At 65.0% G+C, this 16,718-nt stretch carries 14 protein-coding genes; 10 read left to right on the forward strand and 4 right to left on the reverse strand.

Features of this window, described 5'->3' with window-relative positions; all coding sequences use genetic code 11:
* Window positions 1-58 precede the first annotated feature (58 nt).
* From GKZ68_RS16915 to GKZ68_RS16940, 6 genes are read left to right on the forward strand one after another with little or no spacing between them, the layout of a single operon-like run.
* Window positions 59-307: an HPr-rel-A system PqqD family peptide chaperone gene (locus GKZ68_RS16915; RefSeq protein ID WP_173116849.1), complete on the forward strand. Its 249-nt coding sequence runs from the start codon at window positions 59-61 to the stop codon at window positions 305-307.
* Between the two features lie 16 nt (window positions 308-323).
* On the forward strand, window positions 324-1,379 hold the full coding sequence (locus GKZ68_RS16920) for an ATP-grasp domain-containing protein (protein WP_173116851.1): 1,056 nt from the start codon (window positions 324-326) through the stop codon (window positions 1,377-1,379).
* An 8-nt stretch (window positions 1,380-1,387) separates the two neighbouring features.
* Window positions 1,388-2,746, forward strand: coding sequence for an alanine racemase (locus GKZ68_RS16925; protein ID WP_173116853.1), 1,359 nt, complete (start codon window positions 1,388-1,390; stop codon window positions 2,744-2,746).
* Window positions 2,747-2,788: 42 nt separating this feature from the next.
* Complete coding sequence (locus GKZ68_RS16930; RefSeq protein ID WP_173116855.1) at window positions 2,789-5,026, forward strand: urea transporter; 2,238 nt, start codon at window positions 2,789-2,791, stop codon at window positions 5,024-5,026.
* Window positions 5,023-6,228, forward strand: coding sequence for a hypothetical protein (locus GKZ68_RS16935; RefSeq protein ID WP_173116857.1), 1,206 nt, complete (start codon window positions 5,023-5,025; stop codon window positions 6,226-6,228). The genes GKZ68_RS16930 and GKZ68_RS16935 overlap by 4 nt, the downstream gene beginning before the upstream one ends.
* Window positions 6,216-6,833 (forward strand): lipopolysaccharide assembly protein LapB, encoded by a 618-nt coding sequence (locus GKZ68_RS16940; RefSeq protein ID WP_173116859.1) that lies wholly within the window; start codon window positions 6,216-6,218, stop codon window positions 6,831-6,833. The genes GKZ68_RS16935 and GKZ68_RS16940 overlap by 13 nt, the downstream gene beginning before the upstream one ends.
* 27 nt (window positions 6,834-6,860) lie before the next feature.
* On the opposite strand, the gene GKZ68_RS16945 is transcribed toward GKZ68_RS16940, so the two are convergent.
* The 3 genes from GKZ68_RS16945 to GKZ68_RS16955 all read right to left on the reverse strand — a co-directional run bounded on the left by GKZ68_RS16945 (window position 6,861) and on the right by GKZ68_RS16955 (window position 12,928).
* Window positions 6,861-7,265, reverse strand: coding sequence for an STAS domain-containing protein (locus GKZ68_RS16945; protein ID WP_173116861.1), 405 nt, complete (start codon window positions 7,263-7,265; stop codon window positions 6,861-6,863).
* A 136-nt stretch (window positions 7,266-7,401) separates the two neighbouring features.
* Complete coding sequence (locus tag GKZ68_RS16950; RefSeq protein WP_173116863.1) at window positions 7,402-9,762, reverse strand: PAS domain S-box protein; 2,361 nt, start codon at window positions 9,760-9,762, stop codon at window positions 7,402-7,404.
* 139 nt (window positions 9,763-9,901) lie between these two features.
* Complete coding sequence (locus GKZ68_RS16955; RefSeq protein ID WP_173116865.1) at window positions 9,902-12,928, reverse strand: CheR family methyltransferase; 3,027 nt, start codon at window positions 12,926-12,928, stop codon at window positions 9,902-9,904.
* Between the two features lie 184 nt (window positions 12,929-13,112).
* Between GKZ68_RS16955 and GKZ68_RS16960 the strand changes: the two genes are divergently transcribed.
* The 3 genes from GKZ68_RS16960 (at window position 13,113) to GKZ68_RS16970 (ending at window position 14,958) form a co-directional block, all read left to right on the forward strand.
* Window positions 13,113-13,286 (forward strand): hypothetical protein, encoded by a 174-nt coding sequence (locus GKZ68_RS16960; protein WP_173116867.1) that lies wholly within the window; start codon window positions 13,113-13,115, stop codon window positions 13,284-13,286.
* Window positions 13,287-13,390: 104 nt separating this feature from the next.
* Window positions 13,391-14,554 carry a signal peptidase I gene (gene lepB / locus GKZ68_RS16965; RefSeq protein WP_173116869.1) on the forward strand — a complete coding sequence of 388 codons (1,164 nt, stop codon included), beginning with the start codon at window positions 13,391-13,393 and terminating at the stop codon, window positions 14,552-14,554.
* A 122-nt stretch (window positions 14,555-14,676) separates the two neighbouring features.
* Complete coding sequence (locus GKZ68_RS16970) at window positions 14,677-14,958, forward strand: hypothetical protein (protein WP_173116871.1); 282 nt, start codon at window positions 14,677-14,679, stop codon at window positions 14,956-14,958.
* 411 nt (window positions 14,959-15,369) lie between these two features.
* Here the strand turns inward: GKZ68_RS16970 and GKZ68_RS16975 are convergent.
* A protein-coding gene (locus GKZ68_RS16975; protein WP_217275360.1) for an IS5 family transposase occupies window positions 15,370-16,121 on the reverse strand; the annotation gives its coding sequence in 2 pieces (ribosomal slippage) (window positions 15,370-15,786 and window positions 15,789-16,121; 750 coding nt in all).
* Between the two features lie 98 nt (window positions 16,122-16,219).
* Here GKZ68_RS16975 and GKZ68_RS16980 point away from each other — a divergent pair.
* Complete coding sequence (locus tag GKZ68_RS16980; RefSeq protein WP_173116873.1) at window positions 16,220-16,645, forward strand: hypothetical protein; 426 nt, start codon at window positions 16,220-16,222, stop codon at window positions 16,643-16,645.
* Window positions 16,646-16,718 lie beyond the last annotated feature (73 nt).

Raw genomic sequence — 16,718 nt, forward strand, 5'->3', positions numbered from 1 at the left:
AATGACAGACAGTTTTTATCGACCAGTACCTAAATATCATTTATTCCATTGCCCCCCTTTGAAGCTCAAGCCCAACATAGCCACCAGCGAAGCCGGCTTCGTCTTCAACCCCGCCACCGGCGATTCCTTCGCCGCTAGCCCTCTGGCGGCCGAAATTCTGGCGCTGCTGCGGGCCGGCGAGCCAGCGGCGGGTATCGTGGCGCAGTTGCTGGCGCGCTACGACGTGAGCGAAAGCCAGCTGCGGCGCGACCTCGACGATTTTCTGGCCCAGCTGCATAGCTTCCAATTACTTGAGTCCGCTGCCTAGCGCCCTACCTTTATCCGTGCCCGCCGCCTCCCGCCCGCCGCTCACCGTGGCCCTCACTGGCATCAATGCCACCGACAGCCCCGGCGCGGGCGTGGCCGTGGCGCGCGCCCTGCTGGCTAGCCCCGATTATGAAGTGCGCCTCATCGGCCTGAGCTACGAGGCGCTGGAGCCGGGCATTTTTCTGCGCGAGCTGTTCCAGAAAACCTACCTGCTGCCCTACCCGGCCGCCGGCTCGGCGGCCCTGCTTGAGCGGCTGGCCTACATCCATGAGCGGGAAAATGTGCAGGTCATCATCCCCAATTTCGATGCCGAGCTGCCGCACTTCATTCGCCTCGCGCCGCAGCTGCGGGCATTGGGCATCTGCGTATTCTTGCCCACCGCCGCCCAGCTCGACACCCGTGATAAGCTGAACCTGAACACCTTTGGCGCAGCCCACGCCCTGCCGGTGCCCGCCACTCAGCCCCTGCACCACGCTGCCGAGCTAGCCGCCGCCGGCCAGGCGCTCGGCTGGCCGCTGGTGCTGAAGGGCCGCTGGTACGAGGCCCAGGTAGTGCCCACGCTCGCCCAGGCCGAAGCGGTTTTTGCGGGCCTGGCGGCGCGCTGGGGCCTGCCGCTGCTGGCCCAGCAGTACGTGCAGGGCCAGGAGCTGAACGTGGCCGGCCTGGCCGACGGCCGGGGCCACCTGCTCAGCGCCGTGCCCATGCGCAAGCTCACCATCACCGACAAAGGCAAGGCCTGGGCCGGCATCACCATTGAAGATGAGCGCCTTACTGAGCTGGCCCGGCGCTTCGCCACGTCTAGCCAGTGGCGCGGCCCCTTCGAGCTGGAGCTGCTGCGCACGGCCAGTGGCGAGGTGTTCATCCTGGAAATAAACCCGCGCTTTCCGGCCTGGGTTTACCTCACCGCCGCCGCCGGCCACAACCAGCCCGCCGCCCTGCTGCGCCTGGCACTGGGCGAGCCGGTGGCGCCCTTCGGGGCCGTGGCGGCCGGCAAGCTTTTCGTGCGCTACGCCTGGGATTTGATAACGGATTACACTGATTTTCAACAGATAGCCGGGTTAGGCGAATTATAAATTACCTCATGCCTAAACTCCCTTACGAGCGCCCCACGCTGCGCCGCCTCACGGCCGCGCCGCTCGCCAAGTTTGGCCCGCAGGCTGGCCCGCGGCCGGTGGCCGAGCTGGAGGGCGTGCCCGTGCCCGAGCTGCTGGCCCGGTTTGGCTCGCCGCTGTTTGTGCTGAGCGAGCGGCAATTGCGGCGCAGCTACCAGGCCATGCACCGGGCCTTTGGCACGCGCTACCCACGGGTGCAGCTGGCCTGGTCGTATAAAACCAACTACCTCAACGCCGTGTGCCGCGTGTTTCACCAAGAAGGCGCCTGGGCCGAGGTGGTGAGCGGTATGGAGCTGGAAAAAGCGCTCGCCAACGGCGTGCCCGGCCCCCAGATTCTCTTCAACGGCCCGGGCAAGACCCTGGCCGACCTGCGGCGCGCCGCCGAGGTCGAGGCCATCATTCACCTCGACAATGCCGACGAGCTGCACCGCCTGCTCGACGTGGCCGCCGGCCGGCCGCACCGCCCCCGCGTGGCCCTGCGCGTGAACCTCGACGCCGGCATCTTCCCGCAGTGGGACCGCTTCGGCTTCAACCTCGAAAACGGGCAGGCCTGGCAGGCCTTACAGCAAGTAGCGGAGGCTAGCGACCGGCTCGAATTGGTGGGCCTGCACTGCCACCTGGGCACGTTCATCTTGCAGCCGGCGGCCTACGGCGCGGCGGCCGCCAAGCTGGCCGCGCTAGCCCTGCGCTGCCAGCAGGAGCTGCAACTGCCCATCGGCTACCTCGACCTGGGCGGCGGCTTCCCTTCCCAAAATACCTTGAAAGGCAGCTACCTGCCCGGCCCCGACGCCGTGCCGCCCCTCGACGACTACGCCGCCGCCGTGGCCGACGCGCTGCTCGGCGCGGGCTTCCGGCCCGATGCGCTGCCTTTGCTGGTGCTCGAAGCCGGCCGCGCCCTCGTGGATGAGGCGGGCTACCTGCTAGGTACCGTGCTGGCTACCAAGCGCCTGGCCGACGGCCGCCGCGCCACCGTGGTAGATTTTGGGGTGAACCTGCTGTTCACCTCTTACTGGTACGACCACCACATCAGCCCCGTGCGCGCCGCCTCGGGCCAGACGGAGGCCACCGTGCTCTACGGCCCGCTGTGCATGAACATCGACGTGCTGCGCGAAAGCATCAGCTTACCCCCGCTCGTGGCCGGCGACCAAGTGGTGGTGCACCGCGTGGGCGCCTATAATATGAGCCAGTGGCAGCAATTCATCACCCTGCGGCCCAACGTGGTACTGTTGGATACGCAAGGCCAGGCGCACGTTATCCGCGAAGCTGAAACCCTGGAATACCTGCAACAGAACGAGCGCGTGCCGGCTCACTTAGTCAGTGAGCAATGACAGTTAAAAATTATTTTTTATAAATTATTAATTATCAAATTAATGCCTGCCTATCTCCGTGCCGTGCTGCGCAGCTACAGTATGCTGTTTTTCTCCCAGCACCGGGGGCTGGCGGGGCTGTTGCTGCTGGCCACGCTGGCTAGCCCCGGCGCGGGCGCGGCGGGGCTGGCGGCGGCGGGCCTGGCGGTGGCCGGGGCGCGGCTGGGCGGCTTCCGGCGCGACTACACCGACCTGGGCGCTTATAGCTTTAATGCGCTGCTGGTGGGGCTGGCGCTGCCGCTCTACTTTGCGCCGGGGCCGGCGCTGGCGGCGCTGGTGCTGGTGGGCGCCGGTGTGGCGCTGCTGCTGAGCGTGGCGCTGGGCGGCTGGCTAGGGGCGCGTGGGCTGCCGTTTTTGTCTATTCCCTTTGTGCTGACGATGTGGCTGCTCTTGCTGGGTAGCCGGCAGGTGCCGCAGCTGCTGCCCGCCGAACCCAGCGCCTTCTGGCTCAATACCTTGTATGCCGTGGGCGGGCCGCGCCTGGTGAGTGAAACCACCTGGCTGCACGAGCTGAGCTGGCCGGCCGCGCTGGGCACCTACCTGCGGGCCCTGAGCGCGGTGCTGCTGCAAGACAACCCGTGGGTGGGCCTGCTGGTGGCCGCGGGGTTGCTGGGGCACTCGCGCATTGCCTTTTCGCTGTCGGTGCTGGCCTTTGGCGGGGCGTGGGGGCTAGCCCGCCTCACCGGCACGCCCGATGCCTACGACCTGGGGGCCAACTACATCATGGCGGCCGTGGCGGTGGGGGCGGTGTTTGCGCTGCCCTCGGCCGCGAGCTACGGCTGGGGCGCGCTGAGTTTGCCCGTCACGGCGGTATTTCTGACTAGCCTCGACGCGGGGCTGCGGCCGGCGAGCGGGGCGGCCGGGCTACCGGCGCTGTCGCTCCCATACTGCCTCACGTCCTTGCTGTTTCTTTACGTATTGCTGCTGCGCGAAAAGCCCGGCAAGCGGCTTATCCTCACGCCGGTGCAACGGTATTCGCCCGAGGCCAACCTCTACGCGCACCTGGCTGGCCTCAGCCGGCGCCCCGCCGACCCTACCTACGTGCCGCTGGCGTTGCCTTTTCTGGGCGAATGGCGCTGCACCCAGGGCTACGCCGACGGCGGCCCCACTCACCAGGGCCCCTGGGGCCAGGCGCTCGACTTTGTGGTGGCCGACCCCGACGGCCGTACCTACGAAAACGAGGGCCTGCTGCTCAGCGATTACTACTGCTACAACAAGCCCGTGCTGGCCCCCGCCGACGGCGTGGTGGAGGAGGTAATCGAGCACCTGCCCGACAACCCCATCGGCCAGGTCGATACCCGCCAGAACTGGGGCAATACCGTGGTGCTGCGCCACCGCGCGGGCCTGTATACCCAGCTCTCGCACCTGCGGGCGCACTCGGTGCGGGTGCGCCCCGGCCAGGCCGTGCGGCGCGGCGAGGTGCTGGCCGCCTGCGGCAGCTCGGGCCGCTCGCCCGAGCCGCACCTGCACTTTCAGGTGCAGGCCGCGCCGGCCATCGGCTCGCCCACGGTGGCGTATCCGCTGGCCGATTTTCTGGTGCAAAAACCAGCTAGCCAGCGCGCTACCACCAGGGCCATTATCTTAAATTCCACCTTCGTAATTCCTCATTCCCTGAAAACCTACGCCGTGCCCCACGCCGGCGACGTGGTGCGCCCGCCCGTGCCGCAGCCCCAGCTAGCGCGGGCCCTGCGCCTGCCGCCCGGCCAGGTGCTGGAGGTGCGCCTGGCCGAGGCGCCGGCCAGCGCGCCCGGCCAGCGCTGGGAGGTATTTACCAATGCCTACAATGCCCGCTACCTGCGCTGCCATAGCACCGGGGCAGTGGCGTATTTTGAGCAGGATGGGGCCGTGCTGCAATTCACGGCCTACTACGGCTCGCCGCAGGCGGCACTCTACTGGTTTTACCTGGCCGCCTACCGGGTGCCGCTGCTGCACCTGCCGCAGCCCGAGGCCGTGGCGCTGCCCCTAAGCGTGGGCCGCCGCTGGGGCCTGAGCTGGCTGCAGGATGCGCTAGCCCCCTTCGCGCGCTTTGTGCGGCCAAGCTACCGCCTGCGCTGGGAGGGCGGCGACCCGGGTCCCACTGCCCGCAGCCTGCGGCTGCGCAGCGAGGTGCAGGTAGCGTATTTCGGCCGCGAGCACCTGGTGCAGCAGGCCGAACTAACTGTGCAGGACGGGCAGCTGGCTAGCCTCACCGCGCAGCGCGGCGGGCAGGCCGTAGGCTTTCTCCTAAAGGCTGAGCTATGAGCGAGGCGCGGGGGTTTCTAATTGGGCACGGCCGGCGAGCGGGCTGGCTAGGGCTGCTGGCCGGGCTGCTGGCAGCCACGCCCGCCGCCCAGGCGCAGCGCCTGCTCGACTTTCCGTATGTCGACAGCCTTACTCAGGCGCTGGCTGGCCAGCAGCGCTGGGCGGACCTCGACTCGGTGGGCCGGCTAGCCCTGGCCTTGGGCACCGACTACCCGGCCCTGCGGCGCCGCCTGGGCGCGGGGGCGCTGGCTACGGGCCGCAGCGCGGCGGCGCAGCGCCACTACCGCGTGGCCCTGCGCGCCAACCCCCTCGATACCACGGCCCGCGCCGGCTTAGTCGCCAGCTATTTGGCTTTCAACCAGGTAGGGGCGGCCGCGCTGCTGGCCCGCGACCTGCCCGACTCGCTGCGGCGTGCCCTGCGCCTGACGCCCAGCCGCGTTCTTACCTACGTCGAGCTGGAGGGCAGCACTTTCCAGACCGATGAGCGGCGGCGCGGGGCCGCCACTTTTGGGCGGCTAGGGGTGGGCAGCCGCCTGAGTCCGCACCTCAGCCTGAGCCAGGGCGTGAGTTTTTATCACCAGGAAATAGAGCTGGCCCGGCACGGCATCCCCGGCCAGGCCGACAACCGCGCCATCGGCCAGGTGCAGTACCAGGCGCTGCTGCTGGCGCAGCTGGCCCCGCGCTGGCAGCTGAAGGCCGGCTACCATTTCATCAGCCAGAGCGTCAACCACCTGGGCTACCTGGCGCTGGCCTATACCCGGCCGGTACTTGTGGCGCAGGCGGGCCTGTATGCGGGCAAGCTCACCGACACGGCGCGGGTGCAGGCCGACCTGCGCCTCATGGTGTTTCCGCTGGGGCGGCCCGCGCTCTACGCTTTTGGGTGGGGCAGCGTAGTAAGCTCGAATGGCAATGCTTTTCCCAATTTTTTGCTCGGGGCGGGCGGGCGGCTGCGGCCCTGGCTGTGGGCCGAAGCCTGGGGCAGCGCCGGCCGGGTGCCCGTGCTGGCCGAGGCCGATGGCACCTACGTCTACAACCTCTTCGACACGCTGGGCCGGCGCGCCGGGGCCAGCCTCCTTATCTTGGGGCCACAGCGCCTAAGTTTGCGCCTCTCCGGCATTGCCGAGCGGCGTTTGCTGGCTGATTATTACCCCACTACCTACACGCTCTATTCCCTCACCGCCCGCCTCGCATGGACCTGGTAAAGCCCGCCCTCGCCGCCGCGCTCGCCCTGGGGCTGCTGGCTCCGGCCCACGCCCGGGCTCAGGGGGCCGACCTGCCGGCGGCCTTTGCCACTAGCTACGCGGCCGAGGCCAAGGCCGACTACGCCGAGGCCATTGCGGCCCTGCGGCCGACCTACGTGGGCATGTACGAGCAAAACCTGCGCCTGGGTTGGCTTTACTTTCTGGCCAAAAACTACACCGCCTCCGTCACCTACTACCAGAAGGCGGTGGAGCAGCGCCCCTATGCCGTCGAGCCCAAGCTTGGCCTGATAAAGCCCCTGAACGCGCTCGGGCAGGTCGAAAAGATGCTGGGCTTGTACACGGCCGTTCTGCAAGCCGACCCGCAAAACACCCAGGCCAACTACTGGGCCGGCGTTATCTACCTCAACCGCAAGCAGTTTGACCAGGCCGCCCGTCACTTCGAGCGCGTCGTCAATCTGTATCCGTTCGACTACGACAGCAATATCTCGCTGGCCTGGACCTACCTCAACCTGGGCAAGAAAGCCGAGGCCCGCGCCCTCTACAACAAGGTGCTGCTCATCCGGCCCAACGACGCCAACGCCCTGGCCGGCCTGCGGCGACTGTAATAGGCAATTATCAGTTAGAAGAACTACTCACTGCTTAAATGTGCGGGTATGCAGGGCCGCCGGCAGTGGTTCCTTTAGCAGGGCAGTAGGCCCCTGGTAGCTGCCGGCGGGCAATAGATTTAACAGCAGGTGCAGGCCGGTATCGGCCAGCTGGCCGCGCACCGACGGTGTGAAGCCGCACCAGTACAAGGTGCAGCCCGCCTGGCGCGCCTGCTGGTGGGCATTGAAAACGGCCCGCTGCCCGTGCCAGCTCAAAAACAGCAGGTAGCGGCAATCTACCCAGATAAACGGCCGGCCGGCGGCCAGCAGCTCGGACACGGCCTGCTCGAGCTGCCGGGCCGCGCTGGTGCTGTGGCAGCTACCGCGCAAGCTCAGCCCCGCGTTGGTTTGCTGGCTGCTTGCGTGCACGGTAAAGGTGGCAGTCGTTGCCATGGCTCAGGAATTAAATAGGTTTTAAGCATGAATTTGTTAGACAAAGCTAGGGGATAACTTCCACAAAATCCAGTCAAAAAATCTTGTTTTTTTTCGATAAGCCTGCTGATAATCTGTTACGTACTTCACCCACCGGCTAGGCCGCCGGTATGGGCACCTGCAAGAAAAACCCGGTGCCCCGGCCGGGCCGCGAATTGATGCTGACCGTGCCGCCCAGCAGCCCCACGCGGGTGCGAATGCCGGCCAGGCCAATGCCGCTCAGGCTGGTTTCGGCGCCGGTATCGAAGCCCACGCCGTCGTCTTCCACGCTCAGGTACAGCTGGTTTTCCTCACGCGATACCTGCACAAATACTTCCTGCGCCTGCGCGTGTTTCATTACGTTGTTAAGCAGCTCTTGCACGATGCGGTACACGGCAATGGCCAGCAGGGCGGGTAGCGGCACGGCCAGCCCGTGCAGGTTGAGGTCGACGGGCAGGCTAGCCGGAATGCGGCTCACCAGCTCTTGCAGGGCCACTTCCAGCCCAAAGTCTTCGAGAATGCTGGGTGTGAGCTCGAACGAGATGCTGCGCGTGGTTTCAATGGCCTCGTTGAGCAGCAGCCGGCTAGCCTGCACGGCCGCGGAAGGTGGCAGCGCATCGAGGTGCAGGCGGGTCCCGTAGAGCAGCTGGCCCACGCCGTTGTGCAGGCCCTCGGCAATGCGGCGGCGCTCTTCTTCCTGGGTGCTGAGAATGGCCGAGAGCAGCTCCTGCTGCTGGCGCAGGCGCAGGCGGGTGGCTTCTTCCTTCAGCAGCTCGGGCTCGGTAATGTCGAGGGCAAAGATGACGACCTCCTGCTGCTCTTCGTCAAAAAACCCAAAGCATTGCAGGTGAATGGGTTGGTCGTTGCGCACCACGCTGGCCACGTAGCTGTGGCGCTCACCGGCCAGCAGCCGCTGAAAGTGGGCAGCACTTTCCGGAAACATTTCGGCAGCCAGCTGGCCCACCAGCTCGTTTTGGGCCAGGCCCAGGCGGCCCACCGTTTGGCCCACGTGCTCGCGGTAGCGGCCGTCGGGGCCGAGGCGAGCCAGCAGCACGGGCAGGTTTTGGAGAATGTTGCCCAGCAGGCGGTTTTTATAATTCAGCGCCTCTTCTACCTGGCGGCGGTCGGTGATATCGCGCACCAGGCCCACAAAGCGCACTGGCTGCCCGGTGCGCTCATCGTAGCTAAAGCGGCCCAGCGCCGCTACGTGGCGCACGGTGCCATCGGGCCGCAACAGGCGGTGCTGCTGGTCAAATACCGAGTGCTCGCGCAGGGCCTGGCCCAGGGCTTCTTCTACGCGGGCCGCATCGGCGGGGTGCACCGCTTGTTGCAGCCGCCCAAAAGGCAACAGCATGCCATCAGGTTCGGCCGGCAGAGTTAATCCCAGGATTTCCTGGGCGCGAACATCTTGATACAGCAGGTCGGAAGGGGGCTCCCAGGCCCACACGCCCGTATTGGCGGCGGCCAGGGCCAACTGCAGGCGGCTTTCGCTTTCGCGCAGCTGCTGCTCGCCTTGCTTGGCGGCCGTCACGTCGCGCCAAGCCGCGTGTAGCATTGGCTGGCCGTTGATGAGCACGGGGTTAAACGACATCTCGTCCCAGAGCTCCTCACCGGCCGGGCTATAGCGCATCCATACGAGGCGGCACCAGCCGCGCGCCTGGGCCGTGTGCAGGCAGTGGGTGAGCATATCGAGCGAGCGCCGGCCATCGGGCTGAAACCTGGGCCAGAATGCAGCCAGCGGCTGGCCCACTACCCGTCGTTTATCGCTGATTCCCAGTAGATTTAGTCCTGCCACATTGATATCGACAAAGCGCTGGCCATCGAGCAGCAGCATGCCATCGCGGGCCTGCTCGAAAGTGGCCCGGAAGCGCGCCTCGCTCGCCGCCAGCTGGTCGGTAGCCTGCCGGCGGGCGGTCACGTCGAGCAGCACCAGCCGGCAGCTGCTGGGCGGCAGGCTTTCGTCGTCGCCTTCCGACGTGGCCGCGCCTTCGAGCTGGGCAAAAAACAGCTCGTCGTGGGGGCCGCGCATGGCCAGCTCGCAGCTTTGCCGCTGGCCGGGCGCGGCCCACAGCTGCCCCAGAAACTCGGCAAACCGCATGCGCTCGGCCGGGGCCACAAACAGGCCTAGCCGCCGGCCCAGCAGCCGCTGGCGCTCCTGGCCCAGCAGCTGGCTGGTGCGCAGGTTGAGCTGGAGCAGCGTGCCATCGGCGGCCAGGGTGCAGTAGCCTACGGGGGCAAAATCGTAGACATCGAGGTACTGCCGGTGGCTGCGCTCGGCCTCGGCCTGGGCGCGCAGCAGCTCTTCGTACTGCATTTCCAGCTCCAGCTGGTAGGTTTGCAGCTCGTGCACCAGGCGCTGCGTTTCGGCCGGAGTATCGGGCGGCAGGCTTTCCGACGCCAGGCGCTGGCGCTCGGCGCGCCTGCGCAGCTGCTGCAAAGCCAGGTGGGGGTCGGGGAGGGGAGTATGCGGGACGGACATAGGACGTTTAGGACAACGACACACAAACCCAGGCCAAAACCAGCCCTAGGCAATAAAGCAATAAAACTGCCTGCCTGGCGCAAGCCCGCACAAAAGCTTGGCGACTGGAGCGTTAGCTACGAATGTAGCGGGTAGCTGGTTAGGGCCCTTCCGCTGGTGTTTGCGCGCGCACGCCCAGCATGAGCTGGCCGGTGGGCTGGCCCTGGTGCAGCAGGCGGCAGCCGTAGAGCACCACCCGCCGCCGGCCCAGGCCCGGAAAGTCGGCGGTGAGGGCCAGGCCGCTGAATTCAGCCGTGGGTGTGGCCAGGTCGAGCAGCTGCTGCAACTGCTGTAGCAGCGCCGGCTGCGCCCAGGCGCCCCCCAGGCTAGCCAGCGGCCGGCCAGCCAGCCCGGCCAGCGGCTGCCGGAAGGCGTCGGCAAAGGCCTGGTTGGCGCTCACGATGGCGAGGTCGGCGTCGAGGGCTAGCTGGGGCTCGCGCATGGTAGCCATCATGCTCGCGCCAAAGCGGGCAGCTGCCTGCAAGCGCGCTTCGAGGGTTTTGAGAGCCGTGATGTCGGTGAAGGTGAGCACCGCCCCGTTGATGTAGTTGTCGAGCGAGCGGTAGGGTAGAATGCGCAGCGTGTACCACTCGCCACGCGTGGTCTGGATGTTGGTTTCGACGCTGGTGAGGCGGTCGAGCACCTGCTGCACATCGCGCAGCAGGTGCTCGTAGCGCAGGCTGCTGGTAAAGTGGGCCAGCGGCCGGCCCACATCGCCGGGCAGCAGGCTGATGATGCGCCCCACGGGCGGCGTAAACCGCTTTATCACCAGGTCATTATCCAGAAAAACAATGGCAATCTCGGTGGCGTCGAGCAGGTTTTTCATGTCGTTGGCCGTCTGGCCCAGCTCCTGGGTTTTGGCCAGGTACTGCATGTTGAGGGTCATCAGCTCCTCGTTGAGGCTCTGCATTTCCTCCTTGTTGGTCATGGCCTCCTCGTTGGTGCTTTGCAGTTCCTCGTTGGCACTTTTAAGCTCTTCGAGGCTGCTCTCCATCTCCTCCACAGTAGTTTGGAGGCGGTGCTTGGTGTATTGCAGCTCCTTGTTGAGGGCGGCCACCACGGCGTCGCGGTGCCGGCCGTCGTCCTGGGGGTTGTGCTTGGCTAGCCGCACTTTGCGCGGGGTGGGCTGGTCTTCAAATACCACTAGCAGCAGGCCGGCCAGGGTTTCGGGACCCGCCAGGTGCCGCACGCTCAGGCGCAGCAGCTGCTGGCCGGCATCGGTGCGCACGCGCACGTTGTCCACGGTCACGTCTTCGCGGCTTTGGGTGGCGCGGTGCACGGCCCCGCTTAGCTCGAAGTTCAGCTCCTCGCGGGCCATCTCGAAGAGGTTCATGCCACCCAGGCCGGGGGCGGGCTCCAGATACTTGCCGGTGCGGCCGTTCACGTACAGGATTTCGCCCTTGGCATCGATGACCACGGCGGGCGGGGCGTAGGCTTGCAGCAGCTTTTTCTGGACCAGCGCGGCAAAGGTGCTGGGTTGGCGGTGGTTGGCGGCAGAGGCGGACATGAGGGCCGTAGTCGGCGGCGCGGCCATGGGCCGCGCCAGGAAAAAAGGAAACTTGGTGAGGTGCGGCAGCGCCGCCGCCTGGGTGCTGCGCCGCGAAATCTTCCACTTCACATCGAGCGGCTGAAACAGGTCGTGGTAGCCGGTCATATTCTCGCTGGGCCCCAGAAAGAGCAGCCCCCTGGGATTGAGTGCGTAGTGAAAGACCGGTAGCAGGCTGCGCTGCAGCTCGGCAGTGAGGTAGATGAGCAGGTTGCGGCACACCAGCAGGTCGAGCTTGATGAAAGGCGCGTCCTTGTTAATGTTGTGCAGGGCAAACACCACCACGTCGCGCACTTCCTTGCGAATCTGGTACTGGCCGTCGCTTTTCTGAAAAAACCGCTTCAGGCGCGTGGGGCTCACGTCGCCCTCAATAGTGTCGTGGTACTGCCCCACGCGGGCAAGGGCAACGCTCTCGGGCGAGATGTCGGTAGCAAAAATCTGCACCTTGAGGTGGCGGCCCCTGTCTACCTCGTCGAGGCACTCAAAAAGCATCATGGCCAGCGAGTAGGCCTCCTCGCCGGTCGAGCAGCCGGGCGCCCATACCCGCACGGTGCTATCGGGCTCTTTTTCGGCCAAAATCGGCCGCAGGTACTCCTTGAGGCTAGCGAAGGCCTCGGGGTCGCGGAAGAACCTGGTGACGCCAATCAGCAGCTCGTGAAACAGCCGCTCGACCTCGGCGGGGTTTTCCTGCAAGTAGCGCACGTAGTGCGTAAACTCCTTGATTTGGTGCGAGTTCATGCGGCGCTCGATGCGCCGAAATACCGTATTGCGCTTATAAAAGCTGAAGTCGTGGCCCGTTTGCTGGCGAATGAGCAGAAATATTTTCTGGAGCGCGTGGCTAGGCTGGCTGGTGCTTTCGGCGGCGGGCGCGCGCAGGGGGCGCGCCACGTAGTCGAGCAGCTGGGCGGGCATGAGCTCGGGGGCCAGCACAAAATCGACAAACTCGGTGGCCATCGCGGCGCGGGGCATGGCATCGAAGGCGGCCGTTTCGGGGGCCTGGGCCATCACCACGCCAAAATTTTCCATGATGAGCTTCAGCCCGATGGTGCCATCGGCCCCCGGCCCCGAAAAGATGATGCACACCGCACGCTCGCCCACCTCCTTGGCCAGGGTTTGCAAAAAAAAGTCGATGGGCTGGCGGCGGCCCACCGGCTGGGTAGGCCGCCGCCAAAAGAGGCTGCCGTGCAGCAGGCTCAGGTCGCAGCCGGGCGGAATGACGTAGACGTGGTTGGGGCGCACGCGCAGGCCGTCGTGGGCCTCGGCCACGGGCAGCGGCGTAAAGCGCTGAATAACCTGGGCGAGGGCCGTGCCCTGCGCGGGGTCGGGCAGGCGGTGCAGCACCACTACAAAGGCTAGCCCGCTCTGGGCCGGCAGGTGGACAAAAAACTTCTCAAATGCTTCGAGCGCGCCGGCCGAGCCGCAGAGCGCCACCACCGGAAACTTGTCGGCGGCGCCCCGCCCGGCGCGGGGGCGGCTGCCCCTGGGGCCGGGCGGCAACTCGGGCTTTACCGACTCGGCCCTACTGGGAGCCGTGCCGGCGGCCTCAGCAGGCTCCCCATCCTGCCTAGCGGTGTAAGTCATAAGAAATAACGGAAGAGACTACCGGGCACAACGGGCCCGGCCGCACTGATTTTGGCCAGCGCAACAGGCTAGCCAGCCGCGCAAAGAGTGCGGGAATTGCCTGGCTAAGGTAAGTAGTGGGCTGCGTTATCATATTTCCGGTCTTCGCCGCAAAGCCGCCCAGGGTACCGGCGAGGCCCTGCGCATGCTCGAAGAGCGCAAAAGCCTGCTCGGCAATATGGCCACCCACGGCGAAGGCCATTGGAGCCAGCAAAAAACCGGGCGGGTTGAAGACATGAAGCGCCACCTCAACTGCCTGCGCGAGTTCTTGCTCAACGGTAGCGAGGGCATGGCGCCCACCGAGCCGGGCCCGGGCTAGCCCGGGCCGGTAAGCACAAGAAAACGAAGGTATTTAGCGTTGGGCTTCGCCGAGATTCTCTTGCCGAAGCTCTTTCTTTTTCACCCTCTTACTTCTTCACTTTCATGGCTCTTTTTTCACGCCCGCAGCCTAGCGCCCCGCCTACTCCGGCCCCCGCCCCCAGCAAAGCCCGCGAGTGGCTGGGCTCGCTCATCTTTGCCGTGGTGGCGGCCACGCTGCTGCGCTGGTCGGCGGTCGAGGCCTACGTCATTCCGTCCGAAAGCATGGAGCACTCGCTGCTGGTGGGCGACTACCTGTTTGTGAGCAAGTTGCACTACGGCCCCCAGACGCCCCAGACGCCCTTGCAGGTGCCCCTGACGCACCAGACGCTGCCGCTGCTGGGGTGGAAAAGCTATTCCGACCTCATTCAATTGCCCACGTACCGCTTTCCGGGCTTTAGCTCGGTGCAGCGCAACGACGTGGTGGTGTTTCACGTGCCGCACGAGCAGCAGCGCCCGGCCGACCTGCGCACGTTTCTCATCAAGCGCTGCATCGCGGTGGCCGGCGATACGCTGACTATTCGCCAGGGCCAGGTGTTTCTCAATGGCCAGCCCGGTGCCGTTGCCGGCCAGCCCCAGACTACCTACTTCATGGCCGTGCCCCAGCCCAACGACGAGGTGCGCCAGGCGCTGCACGACCAGGGCGTGGCCGACTACACCCAGCCCGATGGCCTGCCCGCCGCCGGCACCAATCCTGAAACCGGCCAGCTAGGCTACTTCATCAGCTGCCCGGCCACGGTGGCCGCCTATTTCAAAAAACAGCCCTACGTGCAGTCGCTCAGCGTAGCAGAGCCGGCCGCTGAACTCTTCCCCGACGTGGCCGATTTTGACGTATCGGGCGCCCGGAGCGCGGTGCCGCGCAAGTGGCAGCTTGACACCTATGGCCCGCTGCCCGTGCCCAAAAAAGGCCAGACCATCGCGCTCACGCCCGCCAACGCCGCCATTTACTACAAAATCGTGAGCCAGTACGAGCACAACCCGGGCGTTACCTGGGGCCCGGACGGCATGATTCAGCAAAATGGCAAGCCGCTGACGCGCTACACCATCAAGCAGAACTACTACTTTATGCTGGGCGACAACCGCCACAATTCCGAAGACTCGCGCTTCTGGGGCTTCGTGCCCGAAGACCACGTGGTGGGCAAGGCCGTGTTTGTGTGGCTCTCGCTCGACCCCCACGCCGATTTCTGGCACCGCGTGCGCTGGAGCCGCGTGCTGCGCCCCGTGAGCTAGCCAGCAAATTTCAGCAAATCGAGTGGCTAGCCGCTTGATGGACAGCTTACTAGCGCAGGTCACAACCTTACACCGGGTTTTGAGGTAAAACGGCCACCGATTTACGATTTTTCCTTTTCCTCATGAAACTCTCGCATTTTCTCCTCGCCGCTGGCTTGTGCAGCTTCACCGCCGCTTCGGCCCAAACCACGCCCAACTCGACCTCTGTCGGTACGGCTACTCCCAGCACGGTACCCAGCGGTACGGCTCCCATGCCTAACGACCCCAAAGGCGCCGTTTCAGCGGGCGAAGTATTTACTACGGGCGCGCCCAACGGCAGCACCGGCAATCGCCGCGCCATGAAGCACAGAAAAGATAAAAGCACCATGCCCGACGGCAAAGGCAAGATGAAGGCCAAGATGTAGCCAACTGTTGTCTAAGCACTTACTGTTTCACTATCGCGTGCCAAAAAGGCCGCTGGCGCAATGCCAGCGGCCTTTTTATTGAATTTTTCAGCCCTGCGTTTTGACGCCGAGCCGGCAGTTGGGCAAAAATGACGGGGACGCTGCCAGCAGGTTTTTATCGGGCCTTGGCCACCTGTCAGCAAGCCGCGCTCTGTAGTGGGTTGTATTATTCTAGCCAGCCAGCAGTTGGTGAAACCCGCAATTGCTGCGGAGCACTATCAGCTATTATGCTAAGCACTTGGCTAGGTGGGCAATAACAGTAAGCAGCTTTTTGCTTATGCCCTGCCTTATCAAACACTTGGAATATACTTAATAAGAAAATAACCAGAAATTTTTACACTTCAGGAATAGCAAGCTAGGTTGCACGGACAATTAGCGAAGCCACAAGAGTGCTGAGATGAAATGCACCATTCCTAAGAAGCTGCTGGCCGTTTTATCATAGCGCGTGGCCAGCCGGCGAAACTGCTTGAGGCGACTAAAAAAGCGCTCGACTTTGTTGCGGTCGCGGTACAGATTTCGGTCAATCACGCGTTGGACGAGGCGGTTCTTTTTGCTGGGAATCACCGCTTGGGCACCGAGGGCGGCCACGCTGGCGAGTACGGCGTCCGTATCGTAGGCTTTGTCTGCCAGCACGTTGCTGGTACCCTCAGCGGCCGGCAGCAGTTCCGCTACGCGTCGACAATCGGCTTGCTGGCCGGGACCGAGCACCACGCGCAACGGGTTACCCAGCGCGTCGACGAGGGCGTGGATTTTGGTCGTCAGCCCGCCGCGGCTGCGGCCGAGGGCTTCGTCGCCGACGCGGCTTTTTTTCGGCTGCCCGCCGCCTGCGCGTGGGCCCGCACCACGGTCGAATCAAGCATCACCCAATCCAGGTCTGGTTCCTGCACGGCTTCGAACAAGCGTTGCCAAATGCCTTTTTGGGCCCAGCGCCGGCTGCGTTTGCGCAACGTGTCGTGTTTGCCAAAGCGGGCCGGCAGTGCACGCCAGGCGCAGCCGTGGCGCGCCACCCAGAACACGGCGTTGAGAAAGAGTCGGTTATCGACGCCTGTTCGGCCCACGTCGCCCGCTTTGCCCGATAAATGTGGGGCCAAAGCGGTCCAAGCACGGTCACTGATTTCATCCAGATTGCTCACGAACGCAAAGATAATTGTCCGTACAACCTAGCAACTACTACCAGAGGCCGCCCTACCTTTGTCCTACAAAAACCTGTTTAAATCTTACTATGCAAACAACGCTACTCGTTTTGACGCTGCTTGCTGCGCCGGCCTGGGCTAGCCGGCCCGCCGAGTTGCAATGGGGGTGGGGAAGTAGCCCCGCGCAGGTGCAGCAGCAGGTGCAGCAATTGGGGTGGGAGCAGCTGCGCCCCCTGCAAAAAACGGCCGACTCCGGCCATTTGAGCCAGATGTCGTTTCGGCTGCCGCAGTCGCTGCGGGGCAGCGAGAGCATTCGCACCTGCATTTTCCGCGATAACCGGCTGGTGCGCGTGTACCTGCTGACGCGCGGCATCGGCGCCAAAACGATGGTGTGCCTTTTCAACACCACTTACCGGCAGCTGACGCCCACCGCCTGGGTTGACCCCAGCAGTGGCACGCGCGTCGACCAAGCGTTGCTGAATGATAACCAGGTTTTTACTGTTTCGCCGGGCTAGCCGTAGCGGCGCGCTTTGCTGCGCAGCCTAGCCTCAGCAGCTTGCCATTACTAGCCCGGCGGCGCTTACTGCC

It is taken from the genome of Hymenobacter sp. BRD128, assembly GCF_013256625.1.
GTDB lineage: Bacteria > Bacteroidota > Bacteroidia > Cytophagales > Hymenobacteraceae > Hymenobacter.

What these genes read in the sequence shown, in the direction of transcription:
- GKZ68_RS16925 (WP_173116853.1), top strand. Translation starts at nt 1,388, where the DNA reads ATGCCTAAACTCCCTTACGAGCGCCCCACGCTGCGCCGCCTCACGGCC.
- GKZ68_RS16930 (WP_173116855.1), top strand. Translation starts at nt 2,789, where the DNA reads ATGCCTGCCTATCTCCGTGCCGTGCTGCGCAGCTACAGTATGCTGTTT.
- GKZ68_RS16935 (WP_173116857.1), top strand. Translation starts at nt 5,023, where the DNA reads ATGAGCGAGGCGCGGGGGTTTCTAATTGGGCACGGCCGGCGAGCGGGC.
- GKZ68_RS16940 (WP_173116859.1), top strand. Translation starts at nt 6,216, where the DNA reads ATGGACCTGGTAAAGCCCGCCCTCGCCGCCGCGCTCGCCCTGGGGCTG.
- GKZ68_RS16945 (WP_173116861.1), bottom strand. Translation starts at nt 7,265, where the DNA reads ATGGCAACGACTGCCACCTTTACCGTGCACGCAAGCAGCCAGCAAACC.
- GKZ68_RS16950 (WP_173116863.1), bottom strand. Translation starts at nt 9,762, where the DNA reads ATGTCCGTCCCGCATACTCCCCTCCCCGACCCCCACCTGGCTTTGCAG.
- GKZ68_RS16955 (WP_173116865.1), bottom strand. Translation starts at nt 12,928, where the DNA reads ATGACTTACACCGCTAGGCAGGATGGGGAGCCTGCTGAGGCCGCCGGC.
- GKZ68_RS16960 (WP_173116867.1), top strand. Translation starts at nt 13,113, where the DNA reads ATGCTCGAAGAGCGCAAAAGCCTGCTCGGCAATATGGCCACCCACGGC.
- lepB (WP_173116869.1), top strand. Translation starts at nt 13,391, where the DNA reads ATGGCTCTTTTTTCACGCCCGCAGCCTAGCGCCCCGCCTACTCCGGCC.
- GKZ68_RS16970 (WP_173116871.1), top strand. Translation starts at nt 14,677, where the DNA reads ATGAAACTCTCGCATTTTCTCCTCGCCGCTGGCTTGTGCAGCTTCACC.
- GKZ68_RS16980 (WP_173116873.1), top strand. Translation starts at nt 16,220, where the DNA reads ATGCAAACAACGCTACTCGTTTTGACGCTGCTTGCTGCGCCGGCCTGG.